This window comes from Pseudomonas gingeri (assembly GCF_013386165.1).
GTDB lineage: Bacteria > Pseudomonadota > Gammaproteobacteria > Pseudomonadales > Pseudomonadaceae > Aquipseudomonas > Aquipseudomonas gingeri_C.
Genome location: NZ_JACAOS010000013.1, coordinates 1 through 23,929 on the forward strand (window position 1 = coordinate 1; position 23,929 = coordinate 23,929).

At 61.5% G+C, this 23,929-nt stretch carries 22 protein-coding genes and 1 tRNA gene; 15 read left to right on the forward strand and 8 right to left on the reverse strand.

Annotation, left to right across the window (positions count from 1 at the left end; all coding sequences use genetic code 11):
• Positions 1 to 377 precede the first annotated feature (377 nt).
• Complete coding sequence (locus HX866_RS12100; protein WP_177139788.1) at positions 378 to 1,115, reverse strand: ComF family protein; 738 nt, start codon at positions 1,113 to 1,115, stop codon at positions 378 to 380.
• Positions 1,116 to 1,209: 94 nt separating this feature from the next.
• On the opposite strand from HX866_RS12100, the gene bioB reads away from it, so the two are divergent.
• From bioB to HX866_RS12150, 10 genes are all read left to right on the forward strand, one after another.
• A complete protein-coding gene (gene bioB, locus HX866_RS12105; RefSeq protein WP_177095384.1) occupies positions 1,210 to 2,265 on the forward strand; it encodes a biotin synthase BioB in 1,056 nt (351 codons plus the stop codon).
• A gap of 16 nt (positions 2,266 to 2,281) precedes the next feature.
• Positions 2,282 to 3,472 carry an 8-amino-7-oxononanoate synthase gene (bioF, locus tag HX866_RS12110; RefSeq protein WP_177095385.1) on the forward strand — a complete coding sequence of 397 codons (1,191 nt, stop codon included), beginning with the start codon at positions 2,282 to 2,284 and terminating at the stop codon, positions 3,470 to 3,472.
• Positions 3,465 to 4,196, forward strand: coding sequence for an alpha/beta fold hydrolase (locus tag HX866_RS12115; RefSeq protein ID WP_177105822.1), 732 nt, complete (start codon positions 3,465 to 3,467; stop codon positions 4,194 to 4,196). The genes bioF and HX866_RS12115 overlap by 8 nt, the downstream gene beginning before the upstream one ends.
• Positions 4,189 to 5,001: a malonyl-ACP O-methyltransferase BioC gene (gene bioC / locus HX866_RS12120; RefSeq protein ID WP_177095388.1), complete on the forward strand. Its 813-nt coding sequence runs from the start codon at positions 4,189 to 4,191 to the stop codon at positions 4,999 to 5,001. Before HX866_RS12115 ends, bioC begins: the two co-directional genes overlap by 8 nt.
• Positions 4,998 to 5,678 (forward strand): dethiobiotin synthase, encoded by a 681-nt coding sequence (gene bioD / locus HX866_RS12125; protein ID WP_177139790.1) that lies wholly within the window; start codon positions 4,998 to 5,000, stop codon positions 5,676 to 5,678. The genes bioC and bioD overlap by 4 nt, the downstream gene beginning before the upstream one ends.
• 136 nt (positions 5,679 to 5,814) lie before the next feature.
• Positions 5,815 to 6,108, forward strand: a complete 294-nt coding sequence (locus HX866_RS12130) for a pyrroloquinoline quinone biosynthesis protein PqqE (protein WP_177095392.1) — start codon at positions 5,815 to 5,817, stop codon at positions 6,106 to 6,108.
• A 388-nt stretch (positions 6,109 to 6,496) separates the two neighbouring features.
• Positions 6,497 to 8,302 (forward strand): phenylacyl-CoA dehydrogenase, encoded by a 1,806-nt coding sequence (locus HX866_RS12135; RefSeq protein ID WP_177095394.1) that lies wholly within the window; start codon positions 6,497 to 6,499, stop codon positions 8,300 to 8,302.
• Positions 8,303 to 8,531: 229 nt separating this feature from the next.
• Positions 8,532 to 9,824, forward strand: coding sequence for a GGDEF domain-containing protein (locus tag HX866_RS12140; RefSeq protein WP_177095396.1), 1,293 nt, complete (start codon positions 8,532 to 8,534; stop codon positions 9,822 to 9,824).
• Positions 9,825 to 9,913: 89 nt separating this feature from the next.
• Positions 9,914 to 11,710 carry an acyl-CoA dehydrogenase C-terminal domain-containing protein gene (locus HX866_RS12145; RefSeq protein WP_177105820.1) on the forward strand — a complete coding sequence of 599 codons (1,797 nt, stop codon included), beginning with the start codon at positions 9,914 to 9,916 and terminating at the stop codon, positions 11,708 to 11,710.
• Between the two features lie 242 nt (positions 11,711 to 11,952).
• Positions 11,953 to 13,731 carry an acyl-CoA dehydrogenase C-terminal domain-containing protein gene (locus HX866_RS12150; protein WP_177139792.1) on the forward strand — a complete coding sequence of 593 codons (1,779 nt, stop codon included), beginning with the start codon at positions 11,953 to 11,955 and terminating at the stop codon, positions 13,729 to 13,731.
• 231 nt (positions 13,732 to 13,962) lie between these two features.
• Here HX866_RS12150 and HX866_RS12155 read toward each other — a convergent pair whose 3' ends face one another.
• Positions 13,963 to 14,892 (reverse strand): LysR family transcriptional regulator, encoded by a 930-nt coding sequence (locus HX866_RS12155; RefSeq protein WP_177095403.1) that lies wholly within the window; start codon positions 14,890 to 14,892, stop codon positions 13,963 to 13,965.
• Between the two features lie 101 nt (positions 14,893 to 14,993).
• Here HX866_RS12155 and HX866_RS12160 point away from each other — a divergent pair, with 101 nt between their 5' ends.
• The 4 genes from HX866_RS12160 (at position 14,994) to HX866_RS12175 (ending at position 17,576) form a co-directional block, all read left to right on the forward strand.
• Positions 14,994 to 15,692: an MOSC domain-containing protein gene (locus tag HX866_RS12160; RefSeq protein WP_177139794.1), complete on the forward strand. Its 699-nt coding sequence runs from the start codon at positions 14,994 to 14,996 to the stop codon at positions 15,690 to 15,692.
• On the forward strand, positions 15,689 to 16,972 hold the full coding sequence (locus HX866_RS12165; protein ID WP_177139796.1) for an aspartate aminotransferase family protein: 1,284 nt from the start codon (positions 15,689 to 15,691) through the stop codon (positions 16,970 to 16,972). Before HX866_RS12160 ends, HX866_RS12165 begins: the two co-directional genes overlap by 4 nt.
• A 63-nt stretch (positions 16,973 to 17,035) precedes the next feature.
• On the forward strand, positions 17,036 to 17,272 hold the full coding sequence (locus HX866_RS12170) for a hypothetical protein (RefSeq protein ID WP_177095409.1): 237 nt from the start codon (positions 17,036 to 17,038) through the stop codon (positions 17,270 to 17,272).
• Positions 17,256 to 17,576, forward strand: a complete 321-nt coding sequence (locus HX866_RS12175; protein WP_177095411.1) for a helix-turn-helix domain-containing protein — start codon at positions 17,256 to 17,258, stop codon at positions 17,574 to 17,576. The genes HX866_RS12170 and HX866_RS12175 overlap by 17 nt, the downstream gene beginning before the upstream one ends.
• A gap of 239 nt (positions 17,577 to 17,815) precedes the next feature.
• Here HX866_RS12175 and HX866_RS12180 read toward each other — a convergent pair whose 3' ends face one another.
• The 4 genes from HX866_RS12180 to HX866_RS12195 all read right to left on the reverse strand — a co-directional run bounded on the left by HX866_RS12180 (position 17,816) and on the right by HX866_RS12195 (position 22,275).
• On the reverse strand, positions 17,816 to 18,610 hold the full coding sequence (locus HX866_RS12180; RefSeq protein ID WP_177139798.1) for a carbon-nitrogen hydrolase family protein: 795 nt from the start codon (positions 18,608 to 18,610) through the stop codon (positions 17,816 to 17,818).
• 13 nt (positions 18,611 to 18,623) lie between these two features.
• A complete protein-coding gene (locus HX866_RS12185) occupies positions 18,624 to 20,306 on the reverse strand; it encodes a flavin monoamine oxidase family protein (protein ID WP_177139799.1) in 1,683 nt (560 codons plus the stop codon).
• Between the two features lie 317 nt (positions 20,307 to 20,623).
• The gene (locus HX866_RS12190) at positions 20,624 to 21,085 is read right to left on the reverse strand and encodes an Lrp/AsnC family transcriptional regulator (RefSeq protein ID WP_100938519.1); all 462 of its coding nucleotides are present in this window, start codon (positions 21,083 to 21,085) and stop codon (positions 20,624 to 20,626) included.
• 35 nt (positions 21,086 to 21,120) lie between these two features.
• The gene (locus tag HX866_RS12195; protein ID WP_177139801.1) at positions 21,121 to 22,275 is read right to left on the reverse strand and encodes a Fic family protein; all 1,155 of its coding nucleotides are present in this window, start codon (positions 22,273 to 22,275) and stop codon (positions 21,121 to 21,123) included.
• Between the two features lie 307 nt (positions 22,276 to 22,582).
• Between HX866_RS12195 and HX866_RS12200 the strand changes: the two genes are divergently transcribed.
• Positions 22,583 to 22,888 (forward strand): helix-turn-helix domain-containing protein, encoded by a 306-nt coding sequence (locus tag HX866_RS12200; RefSeq protein WP_177139804.1) that lies wholly within the window; start codon positions 22,583 to 22,585, stop codon positions 22,886 to 22,888.
• A gap of 97 nt (positions 22,889 to 22,985) precedes the next feature.
• Here the strand turns inward: HX866_RS12200 and HX866_RS12205 are convergent, their stop codons facing one another.
• Together HX866_RS12205 and HX866_RS12210 are read right to left on the reverse strand one after the other, a co-directional pair.
• Positions 22,986 to 23,351 carry a hypothetical protein gene (locus HX866_RS12205; RefSeq protein WP_177139805.1) on the reverse strand — a complete coding sequence of 122 codons (366 nt, stop codon included), beginning with the start codon at positions 23,349 to 23,351 and terminating at the stop codon, positions 22,986 to 22,988.
• 501 nt (positions 23,352 to 23,852) lie between these two features.
• Positions 23,853 to 23,929: transfer RNA gene (locus HX866_RS12210), tRNA-Ile, on the reverse strand.

Genomic DNA, 23,929 nt, shown 5'->3' on the forward strand with positions numbered 1-23,929 from the left:
GATCCTGTGGGGGCTGGCTTGCCGGCGATGGCGACAGCAAGAACACCGCCAGGCTCAAGGGCCTCATCGCTGGCAAGCCAGCTCCTACAAGGGCTTCGGCAGCACGATAGTTTTGTGGTGAGGCTCGATCCTGTGGGAGCTGGCTTGCCGGCGATGGCGACAGCAAGAACACCGCCAGGCTCAAGGGCCTTATCGCTGGCGAGCCAGCTCCTACAAGGGCTTCGGCAACACGATAGTTTTGTGGTGAGGCTCGATCCTGTGGGAGCTGGCTTGCCGGCGATGGCGACAGCAAGAACACCACCAGACTCAGGGGCCTCATCGCTGGCAATCGAGCATCGACCGGCGCTCCCACAGGTTTTGTGGTGTGCTTGAGAGGGCTAGCGGCTTTGCGGGCTTGGTGTGCGCGCCAGGCAGTAGACATCAACGCGTCGCGCCCCCGCCTTCATCAACAATCGGGCCAGGCTTTCGGCCGTGGCGCCGGTGGTCAGCACATCGTCCACCAGTGCCAGGTGCAGGCCTGCGACTTGCGCGCCGGGGGCCAGGGCAAACGCCTGCAGCAGGTTGCGTCGACGCGCCCGGGCATCCAACCCTTGTTGCGCGAGGGTGTCTTGAACTCGCCTTAAACGGTGCTCATCCGTGGGGATCTCCAGCTTTCCGGCCAGCCAGTTCGCCAGCATCGCCGCCTGGTTATAGCCCCGTTGACGCAGGCGTCGAGTCGCCATGGGCACCGGCAGCAGCAGGTCCGGGCGCGGCAAACCATTGTCAAAGCGCTCGCGCAATGCCTGGGCCAGCAATTCACCCAGCAGCCGCCCCAACGGCCATTGGCTCTGGTGCTTGAAACGGGTGATCAGGCTGTCCAGCGGAAAGCGGTAGGTCCACGGCGCAATCACCTGCTCGAAGGCCGGCGGTTGTTTGAGGCATTGCCCGCAGGTCAGTCCCGCCGCCGACAAGGGCAGGGCGCAGACCTGGCACGAGTCCATCAACCACGGCAACTCGCTCTCGCAGGGCGTGCAGATCGGGTGAGGGGTGTCGGTGGTCTCATCGCATAATAAACAGATTTGTTTGTTTTTTAACCAGATGTAAACCGGTCCTTCGTATCGTGGTTGACAGTGCATGAGTCTTCCTTAAATATGCCGAGCATCCGTGTCGCGTCTGTGGGTATTCCTTTGCCCCAGTCGCTTGCCCAGCATAAAACAAGGAACTCCGCCGATGAGCGCCAGCATCACCGCCACTTTGCGTCACGATTGGTCTTTGGCCGAGGTCAAGGCCTTGTTCGTCCAGCCGTTCAACGACCTGATGTTCCAGGCCCAGACCGTGCACCGTGCGCACTTCGACGCCAATCGCGTGCAAGTGTCGACCCTGCTGTCGATCAAGACCGGCGCCTGCCCGGAAGACTGCAAGTACTGCCCGCAGTCCGGTCACTACAACACCGGGCTGGAAAAAGAAAAACTGATGGAAGTGCAGAAGGTGCTGGAAGAGGCCGCACGGGCCAAGGCCATCGGTTCGACCCGCTTCTGCATGGGCGCGGCGTGGAAACACCCGTCGGCCAAGGACATGCCTTATGTGCTGCAGATGGTCAAAGGGGTGAAGGCCATGGGCCTGGAAACCTGCATGACCCTGGGCAAGCTCGACCAGGACCAGACAGCTGCCCTGGCGGACGCCGGCCTCGACTACTACAACCACAACCTCGACACCTCGCCGGAGTTCTACGGCAGCATCATCACCACCCGCACCTACAGCGAGCGCCTGCAGACCCTGGCCTATGTCCGCGATGCCGGGATGAAGATCTGCTCCGGTGGCATCCTCGGCATGGGCGAGTCCCTCGACGACCGCGCCGGGCTGTTGATCCAGCTGGCGAACCTGCCGGAGCACCCGGAATCGGTGCCGATCAACATGCTGGTGAAGGTGGCCGGTACGCCGCTGGAAAATGCCGATGACGTCGATCCGTTCGATTTCATCCGCATGCTGGCCGTCGCGCGGATCCTCATGCCGCAATCCCACGTTCGCCTGTCGGCAGGCCGTGAGGCAATGAACGACCAGATGCAGGCCCTGGCGTTCTTTGCCGGTGCCAACTCGATCTTCTACGGCGATAAATTGCTGACCACCGCCAACCCGCAGGCCGACAAGGACATGCAGTTGTTCGCGCGGCTGGGCATCCTGCCCGAGGCCCGTGAGGAGCACGCTGATGAAGTGCACCAGGCGGCCATCGAGCAGGCGCTGGTGGAGCAAAAGAGCAGCGAGCAGTTTTACAACGCCGCTGTCTGATCCCGCGAGGCCTTGCATGTCCTTCGATCTCGCCGCCCGGCTTTCAGCCCGGCGTGCCGAAAACCTCTATCGCCAGCGCCCGCTGCTCGAGAGTCCGCAAGGCCCGCAGGTGGTGGTCGATGGCCAGCCCCTGCTGGCCTTCTGTAACAACGACTACCTGGGCCTGGCCAATCATCCGCAGGTCATCGAAGCCTGGCAGGCCGGCGCGGCACGCTGGGGCGTCGGCGGCGGTGCCTCGCACTTGGTGATCGGCCATAGCGGACCGCACCACGCATTGGAAGAAGCCCTGGCCGATCTCACCGGACGCCCGCGTGCGCTGCTGTTCACCACCGGCTACATGGCCAACCTCGGTGCGGTCACGGCCTTGGTCGGGCAGGGCGACACGGTGCTGGAAGACCGTCTCAACCATGCATCGCTGCTGGATGCCGGCTTGCTCTCGGGGGCGCGCTTCAACCGTTATCTGCATAACGACGCCGCCAGTCTCGCCAAGCGCTTGGAGAAAGCCACCGGTAATACGCTGGTGGTCACCGACGGCGTCTTCAGCATGGACGGCGATCTGGCCGACTTACCGGCCCTGGCCCGTGAAGCCCGGGCCAAAGGTGCCTGGCTGATGGTCGACGACGCCCACGGTTTTGGCCCGCTGGGGGCCAACGGCGGCGGCATTGTCGAGCATTTCGGCCTGAGCCAGGAGGATGTGCCGGTGCTGGTCGGCACCCTGGGCAAGGCTTTCGGCACGGCGGGCGCTTTCGTCGCCGGCAGTGAAGAATTGATCGAAAGCCTGATCCAGTTCGCCCGCCCCTACATCTATACCACCAGCCAACCACCGGCCCTGGCCTGCGCGACGTTGAAGAGCCTGGAGTTGTTGCGCACCGAGCACTGGCGGCGCGAGCACCTGAATGGGTTGATCCGTCAGTTCCGCCAGGGTGCCGAACAGATCGGTCTGACCCTGATGGACAGCTTCACGCCGATCCAGCCGATCCTGATCGGTGACAGCGGCCGGGCATTGCGTTTCTCGCAGCTATTGCGTGAGCGCGGCCTGATGGTCACGGCGATTCGTCCGCCGACCGTCCCGGCGGGCAGTGCCCGGCTGCGGGTGACCTTGTCCGCGGCCCACAGCGAGGCCCAGGTGCAGCTATTGTTAGAAGGGCTGGCCGCGTGTTTCAGCCTGTTGGGCCCCTCTGAGCCGTTGGAGCCAAACCATGCGTGATCGTCTGATCCTGTTGCCCGGTTGGGGCCTCGGCATCTCGCCGCTGGAACCCCTGGCCGCCGCCTTGCGCGGGCTGGATGAGCACTTGCGGGTGGAAATCGAACCCTTGCCGGAGCTGGCCTCGGGCGACCCCGAAGAGTGGCTCGACGAACTGGACGCGACCCTGCCGGACAATGCCTGGCTGGGCGGTTGGTCCCTGGGCGGTATGCTCGCTTCGGCGCTGGCGGCGCGGCGCGGTGAACGTTGCTGCGGGCTGCTGACGTTGGCGAGCAACCCGTGTTTTGTGGTCAGTGATGGCTGGTCCGGGGCGATGGCGAACGATACGTTCGATTTGTTCCTGGCGGGCTGCCGTGCCGATCCGCAAACGACCCTCAAGCGTTTCAGCCTGCTCTGTGCCCAGGGCTCGGCGGACCCGCGCGGACAGGCGCGACTGCTCCTGGCTGGTGCGCCTCATACTGCCCCCGAGACCCTGTTGAATGGGCTGGAGGTGCTGGCGCAACTGGATACCCGGTCTGCGCTGCAAGCCTATCGCGGTCCGCAATTGCACCTGTTCGCCGGCCAGGATGGCCTGGTGCCGGCCGAGGCCGCCAGTGATTTGCTGGCGTTGTTGCCGGATGTCGAAATCGGCCTGATCGAACAGGCCGGCCACGCTTTTCTACTGGATGACCCCCATGGAGTGGCCGGGGCTATCCAGGCCTTTTTGCATGAGTCCGGTGATGACTGATCTTTCCCACCCTGTCTTGCCGGGCGGACTGCCCGACAAGCGTCAGGTTGCTGCCTCGTTTTCCCGCGCGGCGGCCAGCTATGACAGCGTTGCCCAATTGCAGCGCGATATCGGTCACGAATTGCTCGGGCGCCTGCCGGCCGGGTTGAGTCCGTCCCGTTGGCTCGATATGGGCTGTGGCACCGGTTACTTCAGCCGCGCCCTGGGCGTTCGCTTCGACCAGGGGGAAGGTGTGGCGCTGGATATTGCCGAGGGCATGCTGGAGCACGCCCGTCCGCTGGGTGGTGCCCGGCACTTTATCGCCGGGGACGCCGAGCGCCTGCCTTTGCAGGCCGACAGTTGCGACCTGGTGTTCTCCAGCCTGGCCGTGCAGTGGTGTGCCGATTTCGCCGCAGTGCTTGGCGAGGCCCAGCGCGTGCTGCGACCGGGTGGCGTGATGGCTTTTGCCAGCCTGTGTGTCGGTACCCTGCACGAGCTGCGGGAAAGCTGGCGAGCGGTGGATGGCTTGGTGCACGTCAACCGCTTCCGGCTGTTCAGCGACTATCAGCAGTTGTGCGGGGACAGCGGTTTGCGCGTGGTCAGCCTGGAAAGCCGGCCGCAGGTGCTGCACTACCCGGATGTACGCAGCCTGACCCATGAGCTCAAGGCCCTGGGCGCGCACAACCTCAATCCTGGCCGGCCGGGCGGTTTGACCGGGCGGGCGCGGATTCTCGGGTTGATGCAGGCCTATGAACAGTTTCGCCAGGCCGAAGGTTTGCCGGCGACCTATCAGGTGGTCTACGCCATTCTGGAGAAGCCATTATGAGTGCTGCCTATTTCATTACCGGCACCGACACCGACGTGGGCAAGACCACGATTGCCGCCGGGTTGCTGCATGCGGCCCATCAGGCCGGCCTGAGCACCGCGGCGGGCAAACCGGTGGCATCCGGCTGTGAGATGACGCCGGACGGCTTGCGCAACGCCGATGCCCTGGCGTTGCTGGCGGAATGTTCGCTGCCGCTGACTTATGCCGAGGTCAATCCGGTGGCCTTCGAACCGGCGATTGCCCCGCATCTGGCGGCGCGCGAGGCGGGGGTGAAGTTGACCGTGCCGTCCTTGCTGGGACCGATGCAGCGGGTGTTGGCGAAACACGCCGAGTTCACTCTGATAGAGGGCGCCGGCGGCTGGCGGGTACCGTTGGCGGACCAGGCCAGCCTGTCGGACCTGGCCCAGGCGCTGGCCTTGCCGGTGATACTGGTGGTGGGGGTGCGCCTGGGGTGTATCAGCCATGCCCTGCTGACCGCCGAAGCCATCGAGCGGGACGGGCTGCAACTGGCCGGCTGGGTCGCCAATATCATCGATCCGAAAACGTCACGCCTGGAAGAGAACCTCGCGACCCTCGCCGAACGCCTGCCGGCGCCTTGCCTGGGGCGGGTGCCGAGGCTCAAGGCGGCGACCGCCGAGACCGTGGCGAAGTACCTGCAATTGGACCTGTTGGACTAAGCCGCTTGGGCTGGACGAGCGTGCCCTAGATTCTGCCTATCGATAGGCAATATGCCATTATGGTTTTTGACGGGTGTTTTTTCAGCGGGTCTGCTTAAATGCAGGCTGTCGATTCCGTTTTCAGTCGAGTTCGCCCATGCAAATCTCAGGAAATACCGCTGTCTATGCCGGTCTGAGCACAATTCAATCCGGGCAGAACCGTGTCGATCAGTCCGCCAGCCAGGTGGCCGACACCATCGACGGCCGCTCGCTGAAGAGCCAGTCGTCCGATACCCAGGTCAACCGCCTGTTGTCGCTGGACCGAAGCCAGCAAGATCCGGCGACCACCATGGTGGACATGTCCCAGGGTAAGCTTCAGGTCGAAGCGGGTGCCAAGGTGGCCAAGGCCTCGGATCAGGCGCTCGGTACGTTGATCGATACCTACGCCTGAGGCGTCACCTCTCCATCAGAATTGAGGCGCGATCCCTGTAGGAGCTGGCTTGCCAGCGATGAGGCCCTTGAGCCTTGCGGCGTTCTTACTGACGCCATCGCCAGCAAGCCGGCTCCTACAGGGGTTGCTGCGTTTTTAAGTGTTCGGCTTTAGTCCATCCCCGCGTCATCCCTTCTTAGCCTCGACTACTCTTCTATTACGCCCCCCTGGCCGCCCTTCAAGGCTGTCGGCTTTTTCCTGTGCATCTTTCATCCATGTATTACGAATGGCTTATGAACGACACTTGACAAGAATTGAGCGCAAACGTATGTTTCAAACAACCGTTTGACCGACGTGGCAAATCGACGCGGTCGCTCATTCCAGGATTCATCAGCAGAGGTTTATCGCTATGCCTGACTACAAGGCCCCCTTGCGTGATATTCGCTTCGTCCGTGACGAGCTGCTCGGTTACGAAGCGCACTATCAGAGCCTGCCGGCATGCCAGGACGCTACCCCGGACATGGTCGACGCCATCCTCGAGGAAGGCGCCAAGTTTTGTGAGCAGGTACTGGCCCCGCTGAACCGGGTCGGCGACATCGAAGGTTGCACCTGGAGCGAGTCCGGCGTTAAGACGCCCACCGGTTTCAAGGAAGCCTACAAGCAGTTCGTCGAAGGCGGCTGGCCAAGCCTGGCCCACGACGTCGAACACGGCGGCCAAGGCCTGCCGGAGTCCCTGGGCCTGGCGGTCAGCGAAATGGTCGGCGAAGCCAACTGGTCGTGGGGCATGTACCCGGGCCTGTCCCATGGTGCGATGAACACCATTTCCGAACACGGCACGCCTGAGCAACAAGAGGCCTACCTGACCAAGCTGGTTTCCGGCGAGTGGACCGGCACCATGTGCCTGACCGAACCGCACTGCGGCACCGACCTGGGCATGCTGCGCACCAAGGCCGAGCCTCAGGCCGACGGTTCCTACAAGGTCAGCGGTACCAAGATCTTTATTTCGGCCGGTGAACACGACATGGCCGACAACATCGTCCATATCGTCCTGGCACGCCTGCCGGATGCACCGGCCGGCACCAAGGGCATTTCGCTGTTCATCGTGCCCAAGTTCCTGCCGAACGCCGACGGTAGCGTCGGTGAGCGCAATGCGGTTTCCTGTGGTTCCCTCGAACACAAGATGGGCATCCACGGCAACGCCACCTGCGTGATGAACTTCGACGCGGCCACCGGTTTCCTGATCGGCCCGCCGAACAAGGGCCTGAACTGCATGTTCACCTTCATGAACACCGCTCGCCTGGGGACCGCGCTGCAAGGCCTGGCCCACGCCGAGATCGGTTTCCAGGGTGGCCTGAAATACGCTCGCGAGCGTCTGCAGATGCGTTCCCTGACTGGCCCGAAAGCGCCGGACAAAGCCGCTGATCCGATCATCGTGCACCCTGACGTGCGGCGCATGCTGCTGACCATGAAGGCCTTCGCCGAAGGTAATCGGGCGATGGTCTACTTCACCGCCAAGCAGGTCGACATCGTCAAGTACGGCCAGGATGAAGAAGAGAAGAAGAAGGCCGACGCACTGCTGGCATTCATGACTCCGATCGCCAAGGCGTTCATGACCGAAGTCGGCTTCGAAGCCGCCAACCACGGCGTGCAGATCTACGGCGGCCACGGCTTTATCGCCGAGTGGGGCATGGAGCAGAACGTTCGCGACAGCCGCATTTCGATGCTGTACGAAGGCACCACCGGTATCCAGGCGCTGGACCTGCTGGGTCGCAAGGTGCTGATGACCCAGGGCGAAGCACTGAAGGGCTTCACCAAGATCGTCCACAAGTTCTGCCAGGCCAACGAAGGCAACGAAGCGGTCAGCGAGTTCGTCGCACCGCTGGCGGCCATCAACAAGGAATGGGGCGAGCTGACGATGAAAGTCGGTATGGCCGCGATGAAGGATCGTGAGGAAGTCGGTGCCGCTTCGGTGGACTACCTGATGTACTCCGGTTATGCCTGCCTGGCTTACTTCTGGGCCGAGATGGCACGCCTGGCTGCCGAGAAACTGGCTGCCGGCACCACCGAGGAAGGCTTCTACACAGCCAAGCTGCAGACCGCGCGCTTCTACTTCCAGCGCATCCTGCCGCGTACCCGCACTCACGTGGCAACCATGCTGTCGGGCGCCAATAACCTGATGGACATGAAAGAAGAGAACTTCAGCCTGGGCTACTAAGCCTCGCTGAGACCTCTGCAAAAGCCGCTTCGCCTTCTGGGGGGAAGCGGCTTTTTTGCGTGTCGCCGATGACGGCACGTAGAGAAAATATTCCGACACAATCGCTAAGAAGAATCGCCGCGCTGCCGTTAAAGAGGTGGCGTTTGTGACTGATGTCACATTGCCGTACTTTAGGTCTTACAATACAGGCACAATGCCATTTATTGCTTTGCCGGTCGGAGCTTTACCCTTGCCGCGTTCTTCCTCTGTCCATGCTGGTCATTTTTTACCTTCTCTCCTGTTGTTGCTTGCGGGGCTTGCGGCTGCCTACGTCAAGGAACTCAACGTCTTCTTCACTTCGCTGTTCAATGTGCTGCCGACCCTGGTGTTGCTGCTGGGCGGGTCCTACTGCGCGGTGTATCGACGCCAGCGCGAGTTGTTCCTGATGGTGACGGTGTACATCGCCTATTTCCTGCTTTCCACCCAGACCGATTATTACCGGGATCACGGCAAGGTCCGCGAGGACGCGGCGGTGGTCTTCCACCTGTGTTGCCTGCTGCTGCCCCTGCTGTTTGGCGTGTACGCCGCCTGGGAGGAGCGTACTCATCTGTTCCAGGACATGGTCGCGCGGTTTGCCGTGCTGCTGGCGGTGGGCAGCGTGGCGCTGGGGTTGGAGCAGAGTTATCCACAAGCCTTGCTCGACTGGCTGGCGGAAATCCGTTGGCCGGCGCTGCACGGGGACTGGATGAGCCTGATCCAGTTGTCCTATCCGGTGTTCTTCGCCTCCTTCGTGCTGCTCACGGTGCAGTACTGGCGTCATCCGCGACCACTGCATGCGGCCCAGTTGACCGGGCTGCTCGGGTTGTTCTGGATGTTGCCCAAGACGTTCATCCTGCCGTTCACCCTGAACATCATGTGCAGCCAGGTGATGTTGATGATTGCCGCGGCGGTGGCCCACGAGGCCTATCAGATGGCCTTCCGCGACGAACTCACGGGCTTGCCGGGCCGCCGCGCGCTGAATGAGCGTATGCAGCGCCTGGGCCGCAACTATGTGCTGGCGATGACCGACGTCGACCATTTCAAGAAATTCAATGACACCCACGGTCACGATGTCGGCGACCAGGTGTTGCGCCTGGTCGCCAGCAAGCTGGCGAAGGTCAGCGGCGGCGGTCGCGCCTATCGCTACGGCGGTGAAGAGTTCGCGGTGGTGTTTGCCGGCAAGAGCCTGGAGGAGTGCATGCCGCACCTGGAGGTCATTCGTGAAGTGATCGCCAACTACCATATCCAGTTGCGCAACCAGGACAACCGCCCCCACGACGACCAGCAAGGTCGTCAGCGACGTGCGGGCAGCGGCGCCACGAGCGTGTCGGTGACCGTGAGTATTGGTGTCGCCGAGCGTCAACCGGAGCAACGCACCCCGGAAGAGGTGCTCAAGTCCGCTGACCAGGCGCTCTATGCCGCCAAGGGCGCAGGCCGTAACTGCGTGATCGCGGCGGGGCAAAGCCGGCGTGGCGCGATCCGCACGGGCGAAGCTGTCGGCTGAGTGATGGTGGAGCATTCAGCGGTTGGACGGTGATTGTCCGGGGCCGGGCAGGGCAGTAGGTTGAGTCATCTGCTGCCGGAGAAACGACCATGCCTGAGTACAAAGCCCCGCTACGCGACATGCGCTTTCTGATCGACCATGTTTTCGATTTCCACGCCCACTACGCTGCCCTCGGTGCCGCTGATGCCAGCCCCGATATGGTCGGCGCGATCCTGGAGGAAGGCGCCAAGTTCTGCGAGCAGGTGCTGTCGCCGCTGAACCGCTCCGGCGATGAAGAAGGCTGCCATTTCGACCAGGGTGTGGTGACCACGCCCAAGGGCTTCAAGCAGGCCTTTGCCCAGTATGTCGAAGGCGGCTGGCACGGCCTGGCGGCGGACCCGGCTTATGGCGGGCAAGGCTTGCCGTTGTCCCTGGGGCTGGTGATCAGCGAGATGATCGGTTCCAGCAATACTTCCTGGGGCATGTACCCGGGCCTGACCCACGGCGCCATGTCGGCGATTCATGCCCACGGCACCGAGGAACAGAAAAACACCTACCTGAGCAAACTGACCGAAGGTCGCTGGACCGGCACCATGTGCTTGACCGAGGCCCATTGCGGCACTGACCTGGGGATCATCAAGACCCGCGCCGTGCCCCAGGCTGACGGCAGCTATGGGATTAGCGGCAGCAAGATTTTCATCTCTGCCGGCGAGCACGACATGAGCGAGAACATCGTGCATCTGGTGCTGGCCAAGCTGCCGGATGCGCCGGCGGGGACCAAGGGTATTTCCCTGTTTATCGTGCCGAAGTTCCTGGTCAATGCCGCCGGTGATGCGGGTGAGCGCAATGGAGTGCAGTGCGGCTCCATCGAACACAAGATGGGCATCAAGGCCAGTGCGACCTGCGTGTTGAACTTCGATGAGGCCAAGGGCTTTCTGATCGGCGAGGCCAACAAGGGCCTGAACTGCATGTTCACCATGATGAACCATGCTCGCCTCGGTACCGGGATGCAGGGCCTTTGCCTGGGTGAGACGAGTTTCCAGGGCGCGGTCCGGTACGCCAACGACCGCCTGCAGATGCGCGCGCTCACCGGTCCCAAGGCGCCGGACAAGGTCGCCGATCCGATCATCGTGCATCCCGATGTGCGGCGCATGCTGCTGACCATGAAGGCTTTCAACGAGGGTAATCGGGCACTGACCTATTTCACCGCGCAGTGGCTGGATGTCGCTCATCTGGGGGGCGATGCCGCCCAGCGCCAGGAAGCCGAGGATCTGCTGGCCTTCCTGACCCCGATCTGCAAGGCGTTCATGACCGAGACCGGTCTTGAGGTGACCAATCACGGGATGCAGGTGTTCGGTGGCCACGGCTTCATTCGTGAGTGGGGCATGGAGCAACTGGTCCGCGATTGCCGGATCGCGCCGATCTACGAAGGCACCAACGGGATTCAGGCGTTGGACCTGCTGGGGCGCAAAGTGCTCGGCAGCCAGGGCAAGTTGCTGCGCGGCTTCACCAGGATCGTGCACAAGTTCTGCCTGGCGAATGCCGAGCATCCGCAACTCAAGGGTTATGTGGCGCAATTGGGCGACTTGAACCAGCAGTGGGGCGAACTGACCACCCAGGTCGGCATGGCGGCGATGAAGAACCCCGATGAGGTGGGCGCTGCGGCGTTGGATTATCTGATGTACAGCGGTTACATCATCCTTGCTTACCTCTGGCTGCGCATGGCGCTGGTGGCTCAGGCCCAGTTGGAGGAGGGCAGTGGTGACGCCGAGTATTGCCAGGGCAAGCTGGCGACCTGCGAGTTCTACTTCAAGCGCCTGCTGCCACGTACGACCGCCCATCGGGCGGCGGTGGAGGCGGGAAGTGAGTGTCTGATGCGTTTGCCGGCGCAGTTGTTCGCGCTGTAGCTGTTTTCGAATGGGGCTGACGGCGTGCGGGGCGCTTGAGGGCCCCTTCGCAGGGCTCGTCGGATCGTCCATCGCCGCGAAGGGTCGGAACAGGCAACGCATGGCTAAAACATGTTCGTGACTAAAAATATTAAAAAAGTCACATAAGGACCCTATGTGTCGCAAAAGTTGTTCGGGTAAACTCAAACCTTGGAAAAGCGGCCTCATCCGGGGCCTGTCGTTTAGATCTTGCGAGGTTTGCCATGGCTGACTACAAAGCGCCCCTGCGCGATATGCGCTTCGTCCTCAATGAAGTGTTCGAGGTCGCGAAACTCTGGGGCCAACTGCCTGCCCTGGCCGAGACCGTCGACGCCGAAACCGTCGAGGCGATTCTCGAAGAGGCCGGCAAGGTCACCGCCAAGAGCATCGCGCCCCTGAGCCGTGGCGGCGATGAAGAAGGCTGCCGCTGGGACAACACTGCAGTCTTCACGCCTGCCGGTTTCCCCCAGGCCTACCAGACCTACGCCGAAGGCGGCTGGGTGGGGGTTGGCGGCGATCCGGCTTTCGGCGGCATGGGCATGCCCAAGGTGGTGTCGGCCCAGGTCGAAGAGATGATCAACTCCTCCAGCCTCGCGTTCGGCCTCTACCCGATGCTGACGTCCGGCGCCTGCGTATCGATCAACACCCACGCCAGCGAAGAGTTGAAGGCCATTTACCTGCCGAACATGTATTCGGGGGCCTGGGCCGGTTCCATGTGCCTGACCGAATCCCATGCGGGCACCGACCTGGGGATTATCCGTACCAAGGCCGAGCCCCAGGCAGACGGCTCCTATAAGGTCAGCGGGACCAAGATCTTCATTACTGGCGGCGAGCACGACCTGACCGAGAACATCATTCACCTGGTGCTGGCCAAGCTGCCGGATGCCCCGGCCGGTCCCAAGGGCATCTCGCTGTTCCTGGTGCCGAAGTTCATGGTCAACGCCGACGGCAGCCTCGGCGCCCGCAACCTGGTGAGCTGCGGGTCCATCGAACACAAGATGGGCATCCAGGCGTCCGCGACCTGCGTGATGAACTTCGACGAAGCCGTGGGTTATCTGATCGGCGAGCCGAACAAAGGCTTGGCCGCGATGTTCACCATGATGAACTACGAGCGCCTGGGTGTCGGTATCCAGGGCCTGGCGTCGGGCGAGCGCTCGTACCAGAACGCCATCGAGTACGCCCGCGATCGCCTGCAAAGCCGTTCGCCGACCGGGGCGAAGGCCAAGGACAAGGTGGCCGACCCGATCATCGTGCATCCCGATGTGCGGCGCATGCTGCTGACCATGAAAGCCGCGAACGAAGGTGGGCGGGCATTCTCCACCTACGTGGCGATGCAACTGGACACCGCCAAGTTCAGTGAGGACGCCGGCGTCCGCGAACGCGCGGATGGCCTGGTGGCCTTGCTGACCCCGGTGGCCAAGGCGTTCCTGACCGACCTCGGCCTGGAAACCACCGTGCACGGCCAGCAGGTGTTCGGCGGCCATGGCTATATCCGCGAGTGGGGGCAGGAACAACTGGTGCGCGATGTGCGGATCACCCAGATCTACGAAGGCACCAACGGTATCCAGGCCCTGGACCTGGTAGGGCGCAAGATCGTTGGCAACGGCGGCGCTTATTACAAACTCTTCGCCGAAGAGATCCGCCATTTCATCCAGAGCGCCGACGCCGGGCTGGCCGAGTTCACCCAGCCGTTGAGCGCTGCGCTGGATAACCTCGATGAATTGACGGCCTGGGTCCTGGAACGGGCCAAGACCAATCCGAACGAAATCGGTGCGGCATCTGTCGAATACCTGCAAGCCTTCGGTTATACCGCCTATGCCTACATGTGGGCATTGATGGCCAAGGCCGCATTGGGCAAAGAGACTCAGGAGACGTTCTACGCGAGTAAAGTGGGCACGGCGCGGTTCTATTTCGCACGTCTGTTGCCGCGTATTCACTCGCTGACGGCCTCGGTAAAAGCGGGGAGCGAGTCGTTGTTCCTACTGGATGCCGAGCAATTTTGATTCTTCGGCGTCCGCGTAAGCATTTACTTACATAACGTGCTGCTGTTTGCCCCTTTCGCCACATTGGATCCAGAGATAATCTTTGTACCAAGGACGTCGAGCAGGAAGCTCAAAGCAACAACAGGGACACGTAGGATTCTGCCAGGATGGCGGAGTGAAAGGGATGTCAGGGAAACAGTCTGCAAAGCCCCGCCTAGGCGGGGTTTTCTTTTGCCTGCGAAAAAGTACCGGTCAGTTCAAGCCTTCCCGCGCCACCGGCGGATGCCCGCCCGGGCGGTTCGTCACCATCACGTCTTCGAGCAAGTTGCGCAACAGTTCCAGCGTCGCCTGTTGGCGCTGCATATCGCGACACACCAGCCCCACCTTCAAGGCCACCCGTGGTTCGGTCAACGGCTTCCACAGCAGCAGCTCGTCGTCATGTTCATGCCGCGAGCGGCCCGGCAATACCGTCGCCAATCGCGTGTGCGGCAGGCTGTCGAGGATGCCGGCCATATTGTTCAGCTCGGCCTGGACCTGCGGGCGTCGCCCCAGATTGGCCAGTTGTCCCTGCCAGATCTGGCGTATCTGGAACTCCTCGCCCAGCAGCAGCATTGGCAGTTCGGCGGCCTGGCTCAAGGAGACCTTCTTGAATTCACGCAAGGGATGGTCGCTGGGGATCACCAGTTGCAGTTCATCTTCATACAGCAGCACCCCGTGCAAGCCGGGTTGGCGCGGTGGCAGGTAGCTGATGCCGATATCCAGCGAGCCATTGAGCAGGCGCCGCTCGATCTCCATACCGGTCAATTCGTAGATCTGCACCACCAGGTGCGGCTGAGCCTTGCGCACCCGCTCCAGCATCTGCGGCACCAGGCTGGTGTGCACGGTCTGCAGCACGCCGATAGCCAGGGTGCGCAGGGCCTGGCCCTGGAAATTGCGCAGATCGTCGCGGGCCCGTTGCAGGCCATCGAGCAGTGGCAGCGCATGGTTGTAGAGCGTATGGGCGGCAAGGGTCGGCAGCAGGCGCTTGCTGCTGCGTTCGAACAGGCCCACATCCAGGTTGTGTTCGAGCTGACGGATCTGTTGCGAGAGCGCCGGTTGCGAGATCGACAGGCGCTCGGCAGCCCGGCCGACATGACCTTCTTCATACACCGCGACGAAATAACGCAGTTGCTTGAAATCCATAAGTTTTACTTATCGAAAATGCTCGAAAAACGAAATGGCTGCGGGTGCCAGGGAAGCCTAGTCTAACCCTAATCATAAGGCTTACAGGGCCATAGAACGCGATGAATACTGTTTGCGTGGACGGTGTTTACATAGGCAAGGCAAAAAATCTCGGACAGGGTCTGGTGGGCGATACGGATAAACACCGGGTTGCCAATCGGCTCTGGTTGTGGCCGCGGGGCCTGGGCAGCGACGAGCATGGCGACCCGCGCTTCCATACCGGGCCTGAGCGGGCGCTGCATCACTATCCCGCCGAGCATTACGCTGACTGGCGCAAACGTTATCCACAGGTCGATTGGGTGGCACCGGCCTTTGGCGAGAATGTGTCGACGCGGGGCCTGACCGAGGAACAAGTCTGCCTGGGCGATCTGTTTCGCTGGGGCGGTGCGTTGTTGCAGGTCAGCCAGCCGCGCTCGGCCTGCTATCGCCTGAGCCGTCTCGGCACGCTGCCGGATCTGCCACAAGAGGCCCAGGATACAGGGCGCTGCGGCTGGTTCTACCGGGTACTCAAGTCGGGCTTTGTCAGCGCCGATCAACCGTTTGAACTGATTCAGCGCAGTTATCCCGGCCTGACCGTAGCCTGGGCGCTGCATGCCTTCTTTCAGGAACCCCTGGAGCACGCGGGCTTGAAGAAACTGGTGGATTGCCCGGCGCTGTCCTCACGCTGGCGCGACACGGCGATCAAGCGTCTGCGCAGCGGGCGGGTGGAGGATTGGTCAGCACGCTTGCTCGGCCTGCCGCTGGAGGGTCTGCGCGCATGAACCTGTTCAGCTTGCGTCGCACGCCGCCGAGTCTCGATGACCTGACCGCCGATTACCGACAATCTGCCCGGCCTGACAGCGTCAGCCATGAATACCTGATGCCGGCTGCCGAGCGTCTTGCTCCGGTGTTCGTTCGCGGCCAGGGCTCCTCGGTGTGGGACGCGCAGGGCCAGGCCTATCTGGATTTCAGCCAGGGCGGCGGCAGCAACAGTCTCGGCCACAGTCCCGGCGTACTGGCCCGGGCGTTGTTCGACCAGGCCTACGGCTTGATCAATGCCGGGCCTGGATTTCATAACCAGGGGCAATTGAATCTGGCCCAGCGGCTGTGCGAGAGCACCGGCTGTGACCAGGTGCATTTTTTCAACAGCGGCTCCGAAGCCTGCGACGGCGCGATCAAGTTGGCGCGCAAATGGGGGCAACTGTATCGCGGTGGCGCCAGTCGGATAATTTCTGTGAGCAATGCCTGTCACGGCAGTGGTTTCGGTGCCCTGGCGGCGTCGGCGCCAGAGGCCTTCGACAATCGTTTTGAGCCACAACTGCCGGGCTTCAGCCAGGTGCCGTTCAATGACTTGCCGGCCTTGCATGCGGCCGTGGATGCCAAGACCGTTGCGATCATGCTGGAGCCGATCCAGAGTGCGGCGGGTGTGATTCCCGCGACCGGGCACTACCTCAAGGGCGTCGAACGGTTATGCCGCGAGCTGGGCATTCTGCTGATTCTGGATGAAGTGCAGACCGGTATGGGGCGTTGCGGTACGTTGCTGGTGGAACAGCAGTACGGCGTGAAGGCGGACATCATCACCCTGGGCAAAGGCCTGGGCGGCGGTGTACCGCTGTCCGCCCTGCTGGCGCGGGGCAAGGCTTGTTGCTTCGCCCCCGGTGAAATCGGTGGTAGTCACCACGGCAATGCCATGATGTGCAGCGCCGGGTTAGCGGTGCTGGAAACGTTGCTCGGCGGTGACTTTCTCGCCAAGGTCCGTGAAACCGGGCAGTACCTGCGTGACGGGCTGACGCGCCTGGCCCAGCGTTATGCCGGGGGCGAGTTGCGCGGTACCGGCCTGCTCTGGGGGCTGAGCCTGGGCGACGAGTCGGCGGATGCGCTGGTCAAGGCCGCGCTGCAGGAAGGGCTGCTGCTGGATGCACCGAAAGCCGATTGCCTGCGTTTTTCGCCTGCGTTGAATGTCAGCAAGGGTGACATCGACGAGATGCTGCTGCGCCTGGCCCGCGCCTTTTCCCGAGTGCGGACCGCCCAGGTCCAGTGCCGCAAGGGCATTGCCGTCTGACATTGACTGGCTCCTTTTCCTCAACGAATTCTTGAACCGTCTCGCGGTATAACGCGTCGCCCTGTGCCTGACTCTTTTGGCACGGGGTGTTTTTTTGTGGGCGGTTGTCTGGCAGCGGGTTGTGGTGTGGATTTGAATTTATATACCACTCAGTGGTATGTTTTTTTTGAGAAGAATTCCCATGCCATTCAAGTTTTTAATGCGTTGGCCAAGGGCTATGAAGGACTCAGTGATCGACAGATCCAACAGTTACTGGAAATGAAAGCGTTTGTGGAGATAGATCATGACCAAGACATTTAAAAGCGAGGCGCTGGAGTCGGTTCATGAATCGGCCAGTGCGCTGCATGCCATTGGCGCGATCAGCAAGGCGACCATGCGTGAGTTCGATGAGTCCTGCCTGGCGGTCGTACCGGATGAAATCGCGCCGGAGCAGATCAAATTGCTGCGCGAGCGCAACCACGTCAGCCAGCCGGTCTTTGCCCGTTACCTGAACACCAGCGCATCGACCGTGAAGCAGTGGGAGGCGGGCGATAAGCAACCCAGCGGCATGGCACTCAAACTGTTGAGCATCGTGCAGAAGTACGGGTTGCAGATACTGGCCTAAGGCTCGCGGCGACTGCGTGAGCGATCTTGGGCGAAGCTGCGTAGCCCGCGGTGGGCGCTGGTTTGTCCGCGAATCAGGCCGGCACGCTCGGCAGTTTCAGCGTTTGGCAGGGGCGCTGGCGTTTGTGCAGGCCCCTCAGGTTCGTTCGAGGAAGCAGGACCTTCGGGGTCGGGTGAGGTCGGCAGGGACATGGGCGTTTCCTTGGAAGAGGAACGCCCATTTTAGCGGATAACGCTCGTTCAGTCCTGGCCCAGGCCCGTGTAGAGCGCCGGACGGCGGTCCATCAGGTAGCGATTGCTGAGCCGTGAGGCCTGCATCAGCGAGCGATCCAGGGTGGCAACGATCAAGGTTTCATCCAGGCCGGCGCGGGCCAGGCGGCTGCCGTCCGGTGCGGCGATGCTGCTTTGGCCGCAGTACTGGATATCGCCCTCATGGCCGCAGTAGTTGGCGTACGCGACAAAACACTGGTTCTCGAAGGCCCGGGCACGGATGGTGACATCGGCGACGAAGTCGAAGGGCACCATATTGGCCGTCGGCACCAGGATCACCTCGGCCCCGCCCAGGGCCAGGCGCCGGGTGTTTTCCGGGAATTCGACGTCGTAGCAGATCAACATCCCGAGCTTCCAGCCGTCCAGCTCCACCACCGGAAAGTGGTCGGGCCCCGCGCTGAACATCGAATGATCGAGGTCGCCGTAGAGATGAGTCTTGCGGTAGTTGCACAGGCTCTGGCCCTGGGCATCGATCAACTGCACCGCGTTGTAGATCTGGCCATCTTCGGCGCGCTCCGGGTAGCCGTACACAATCGCCATATTCGCCGCCCGTGCGAGGGCGGCAATATGCTCTGCGCTGGCACCGTTGCGGGCTTCGGCCAAGGCGCCAACCGCCTCGGCGCCGATGTTGTAGCCGGTCAGGAACATTTCCGGAACCACCAGCACATCGACGCCCCGGGCCTCGACAGTCAGGCGTTGCAAGCGTTGCAGGTTACCCGCGACATCCAGTGGTTGCGGCGGGCATTGATAGAGGGCGATCTGCACGGGAGCGTTCCTTTCAGTCGGCCAGGGCAATCGGGCCGATGTCCTTGAAGACATCGCCCGGCCCCGGGTTTTCGGCGTGGGTGCGGCCACCGAAGTGGCTCATAATGCCCCACACGGCATTGAGCGAGGTCTGCACCGCGCCTTCGACCCAGGCCGGTGTCCAGGACACATCGTCCCCGGCAATGAAGATGCCGCGGTGTTCGGCGGGCATCTCGGCCTGCATGAAGTGTGCATACATCCGCTGGTTGTAGCGGTAGTGGCCGGGCAGGGCGCCCTTGAAGGCGCCGAGGAAGTGCGGGTCGGCTTCCCAGGACACGGTGATCGGATCACCGATGATACGCGCGGCGATGTCCACTTTCGGATAGATCTTCTTCAGTGCGTCGAGGGCCAGTTTCACCCGCTTGTCGATGGGTTGCGGGAGCATTTTCAGGGCGTCGCTCATCCACGAGTACGACAGGCAGATCACACCGGGTTTGTCGTCGCCGTTGTCAAACAAGTACGTGCCACGGGTCAGGCGATCAGTGAGGGTCATGCTCATCAGGTCACGACCGGTTTCCGGATCCTTGTCCTTCCAGAACGGGCGGTCGACCATGACGAAGGTCTTCGAGGACTGCATATAGCGTGTGCGGTCCAGGGCCATCCACATTTTCTGGGAGAACAGCGATTCCTCGCATTCGATCTGGGTGGTCAGCAGCCAGCTCTGGCAGGTGACGAGGACGGCGGCGTATTGACGGGTATCGCCCCAGTTGTCGGTGACCGCGAACTGACCCTCGGCATCGCGGGTAATGCGTTTGACGCCCGTACGCGGTGCGCCGTGGTGCAGGCTGCTCAGGCTGGTACCGGCTGGCCAGTGCGCACAGCGCTGTGGCACGTGGCGCCAGATCCCCAGCGGCACCTGTTCCACGCCGCCGACCACCAGGTGTTGGTGGTCGTCGCAGTTGGTCATCACCACGCGGAAAATTTCCAGCATCGAGTTGGGGAAGTCCGAATCCCAGCCGCCGGTGCCGAAACCGACCTGGCCGAACACTTCGCGGTGCTGGAACGACAGTTTGGCAAAGGCCTTGGAGGTGGCAACGAAGTCGTAGAAGGTGCGGTCGTCCCACAGCGGCACCAGGGTGTTCCACAGTTCTTTCAGGCGCGGCACGTCGCGGTCGCGAATGGCCTGCTGGATATCGCCGAAGCGTGAGCCGTCTTCCAGGGCATCGGCCCAGGCGTCGGCCACTTCCTGGAACAGCGCGGGCAGATCGGCGAGTTTCTCGGCGTAGTAGGTTTCGCCTTCGAGATCGATCACGGTGCTGCCGGAAGCCGGGGTCAGCGGGTTGGGGAAGGGCTTGGTTTCAAGGCCGAGTTTGTCGACGTAGTGGTAGAACGCCGTGGACGAGACCGGAAAACGCATGCCGCCCAACTCGGCGATGATGCCCTCGGCGCCTTCGAAGGCCTGGGAGCGCAGGCGCCCGCCCATTTTCGAGGCTTCGTAGACGACCGGCTTGAGGCCCATCTTCATCAGTTCATAAGCGGCCACCAGCCCGGCGATCCCGGCACCGACAATCGCCACTTCCGCCCCGTGGTTTTCCGCCGGGATGCTGCCCAGTCCGGCCGGGTGTTCGATCCAGTCATCGAAGGCGAAGGGGAAGTCCGGGCCGAAGATGGTGATGGGTTTTTTACCGTCGGCAGGATGGCGATTGTGCTTGTTCATGGCTGACCTTGCTGGCGACTCGGGTCGGACGGTGTGTCCGGCTGGAGTATAGATAGGAAAAGACTGAGGCCATTGTAGGTAGCGGGGAGTGCGTTAATAAGACGCAAAGTGTCGTCGTTTTGCTATGTATTTGTACTTTATGACGAGCTAGGTATTCGAATCGACGAACATCCCCTGTAGGAGCCAGCTTGCTGGCGATAGCGACCGTTCAGGCAACACAAGGCTCACTGTCCTCATCGCCAGCAAGCTGGCTCCTACAGGGGGGCACATTGACCGGAGTTGCGAGCCCAGGCTCGGTACGCTATCTACAGGGGAGACTACACCGGCTGACCCCGGTCCACCTTGCTACTGAGAATGATCGAAGTGGTGGTCTTCTCCACGCCTTCGACACTGCCAATCTGATCGAGCAACTGATCCAGTTGCTCCGGCGAGTCGCTGCGCAGCCAGGCCACATAGTCGAACTCGCCGCTCACCGCGCAGAGTTGCTGAATCTGCGCCATGGCGCTGAGACGTCGGACTACATCCTTGCCCGAACGCGGCTGGACGGTGATGCCGACATAGGCTTGCAGACCACCGTCGACCACCCGCTGACCCAGGCGCACGCCATAACCGGTAATGACCTTGGCCTTTTCCAGACGCGCCAGCCGCGAGGTGACCGTGGTCCGTGCAATCCCCAACTGCCGCGCCAGCATCGCCACACTTTCACGGGCGTTGATCTGCAGGGCTGAAATCAACTGGCGGTCGATTTCGTCGAGTGCGGGGGGGCGGGTGTCGGACAAGGTCTGGGCTCCGGTAGCGGGTGTCGAGGGTGCGCTTATGTTACAGAGTTGGACGCTGCCGGTCGCAGGCCGGGAATCTGGTAGCGGGTACTGCGTCCGCCACCGGGAAGGCGATAAAGACAGCCTTTTTCCAGAAGGTCCGCCAGATGACGAGTCGCCGTCGCCTTGCTGACTTTGGCGACCGCCTGGTATTGCGCGGCGTTGATCCCCCCTTCGAATCCCCTTTCGCCTCCGTCGAGCAGCCGATTGAGAACTTTGAGTTGTTCGGGCGAAAGTTGAAGGTGGCGATGTTGTTGCCAGTACCTGGCCTTGACCAGCACCCGGTCGATGTTGGCTTGAGCTTGTTCCAGGCTGCGCAGGAGGGTTCGCAGGAACCATTGCAGCCAAGGCGTGATGTCCAGCGAGCCTTTCTGGCTGGACTCGAGTATCGCGTAATAGCCCTTGCGGTCTTCGAGAATGCTCGCCGACATGGCATAGAAACGGATGGCTTGTTGTTCCCCTTGCGCCAGTGCCAGATCAGTGAGGGTGCGAGTCAGGCGCCCATTGCCATCATCAAATGGATGCAGGGTCACGAACCAGAAATGAGCGATGCCTGCGCGCAGCAGTGGGTCGAGTGCCGTATTTGCCTGACTGCTGTTGAACCAGCGGAGAAACGCCGCCAGCTCTTCGTCGAGCCCTGCCCGTGCGGGTGCCTCGAAATGCACGACAGGTCGATCCAGACGTCCGGATACCACTTGCATCGGCTCATTGCCGCGCAGCATGCCAATACGGATTTTCGGTGCCAGGGGGCTTTCGTCGGCGGGGAAAAGCAATGTGTGCCAATGCAGTAGCCGTTCCAGGCTCAACGGTGAGTCATGATGCTGCGTCGCGTCCAGAAGCAGCTCCGCCAGGCCCTCGCTACGTGGGCTGATGGACTGATCGGCACTCAGCCCCAGGCGTCTTGCCAGTGAGGATCTGACCGAGCCGACATTCAGCGGCTCTCCTTCGATGGCCGAGGAGGTGATGATGTTTTGCAGCAAGGCATCCAGTTCGTTCTGGGCGCTGCTGTCCTTGCCGATGGCGGCGGTCATGCCGAGCAAACGTCCCTGGGCGTGTCCGCATTCCAGTAGCAGCGGCGTCAGGGCCTTTTCTTGCCAGGTGAAATGGGGCCAATCGGGCTGTTGCCAGATCCAGTGAGGCAGATCGTTCATGGAAGACTCCGTGTGAGCGTGAGCCGAATAAAATATTTATTCGGCTCATTTTGTGAGCCGATTGTGCGATTTATTCGGCTCATCGTCTAGCTGTGTTCCCCTCTGGAGCTGGGCTCTACAGCGAGCGACGGAGGATAGTGTGCAGATAGGAGCTGGTTCTGGCCTTATTGTTTCTCATTGTTTGCTTCTATTGTCTCAACTCTCGAACTGTGGACAATTCTCTCCGAGTTATATTCCTTTGGTGGAGTATTGGTTAAGCGTCTGTATGACTAGCATTTGGAAACAGTCCGCAAAGAGGGCCTGAACGATGGCTAAAAAATTTGCTGAACTTGAAACCCGCATGCAGCCCGAATCTCGCGCTCATGCCAAGGTGCTATACCGTCAGCACTTGGACGAAATGCCGTTGCACAAACTACGTCAGGCAAAAGTTCTGAGTCAGGCCCCGTTGGCTGAAGCGTTGCACATCAACCAAGCTGCTGTGTTCAAGATGGAGCGGGGTGCGGATATGTACATCAGTACGTTGCGCAACTACATCCGCGCCATGGATGGTGAGTTGGAGATTGTCGCAACCTTTCCTGAGGGGCAGGTCAAGATCGAAAACTTCGCCAGTTGAATCAGGCTGTAACGCCGCATCGGTAACGTTCAAGGCCCGGTTTGCTACCGGGCCTGCCGTCTGCTGGTTAGCAATCTAACCGCAGCGTGGGCGACTTTCAGTCAGACGGGTGCTGATGGCATGAGGATGAACCCTCAAGCAAGGCATCCACCACAGCCCTTGCGATTTCTACCGAGTGAAGCATGCCCCAGAACAGAGACCGCTCCACCGGGTTCGTGTGCAAGCTGATTTCGTCTCCATTCAGTTCGGCGACCGCGAGCAGCTTCGACACATAGGTCAATGCGTCTTGAGCATTGACGCCGGGTTGGATGGCAAAAATCGTCGGTTTGAAAGGGTCATCGTGATCGATGGTTTTGGAGAGGGTTAGACCGAGGGTACCCAGCAGGCGGGTCGCATCTGGCCGCCTCGATTTCACAGGGTCACTCGAAACGGGTGGTGGATCGGGGGTGATTTTCTTAGCCATGGTGAATCTCCAACAGGTTAAGGAGATCTCCACTCTTGCTGCGAGACAAGGGGGGGGGTGAACTGTACGCAGGTTCGCAGACCGGTCAGTTGGCAACCCGGCAGGCATAAGCCTCCTGCGCACAGCCCGCCATAACGCGGAAATGAAAAAGCCGCCTCCGCGGCGCTGTGCGCCTAACTGAATACCACCGAGCTGCGAAACCCGTGTCGCCGAATTGGCAGCGACAACAGGAATGTAGACCCAGCAGCGAGCGCACACAACATTCTCCCACGACCAAAACTCGTAGGAAATATGAGTTTTTTTGGCAAGCTATTTCTCCGCATTGCGGGGTGGGGGTCTGCTCCTGGCGGCGCCCTTGCCGGACGTTGAAGTCACCGTAAAAAAACACTCGGGCGAGATCGTTTCAGGTGTGGACACTTTGTGGGCATTTTGAAGGAAAAAACCAGCTGGAAATCAATCAGCCAGAAACGCGAAAGCCCCGCACAGCGGGGCTTTCAAAGGTGGTGGGCCCACACGGACTTGAACCGTGGACCAAAGGATTATGAGTCCTCTGCTCTAACCAACTGAGCTATAGGCCC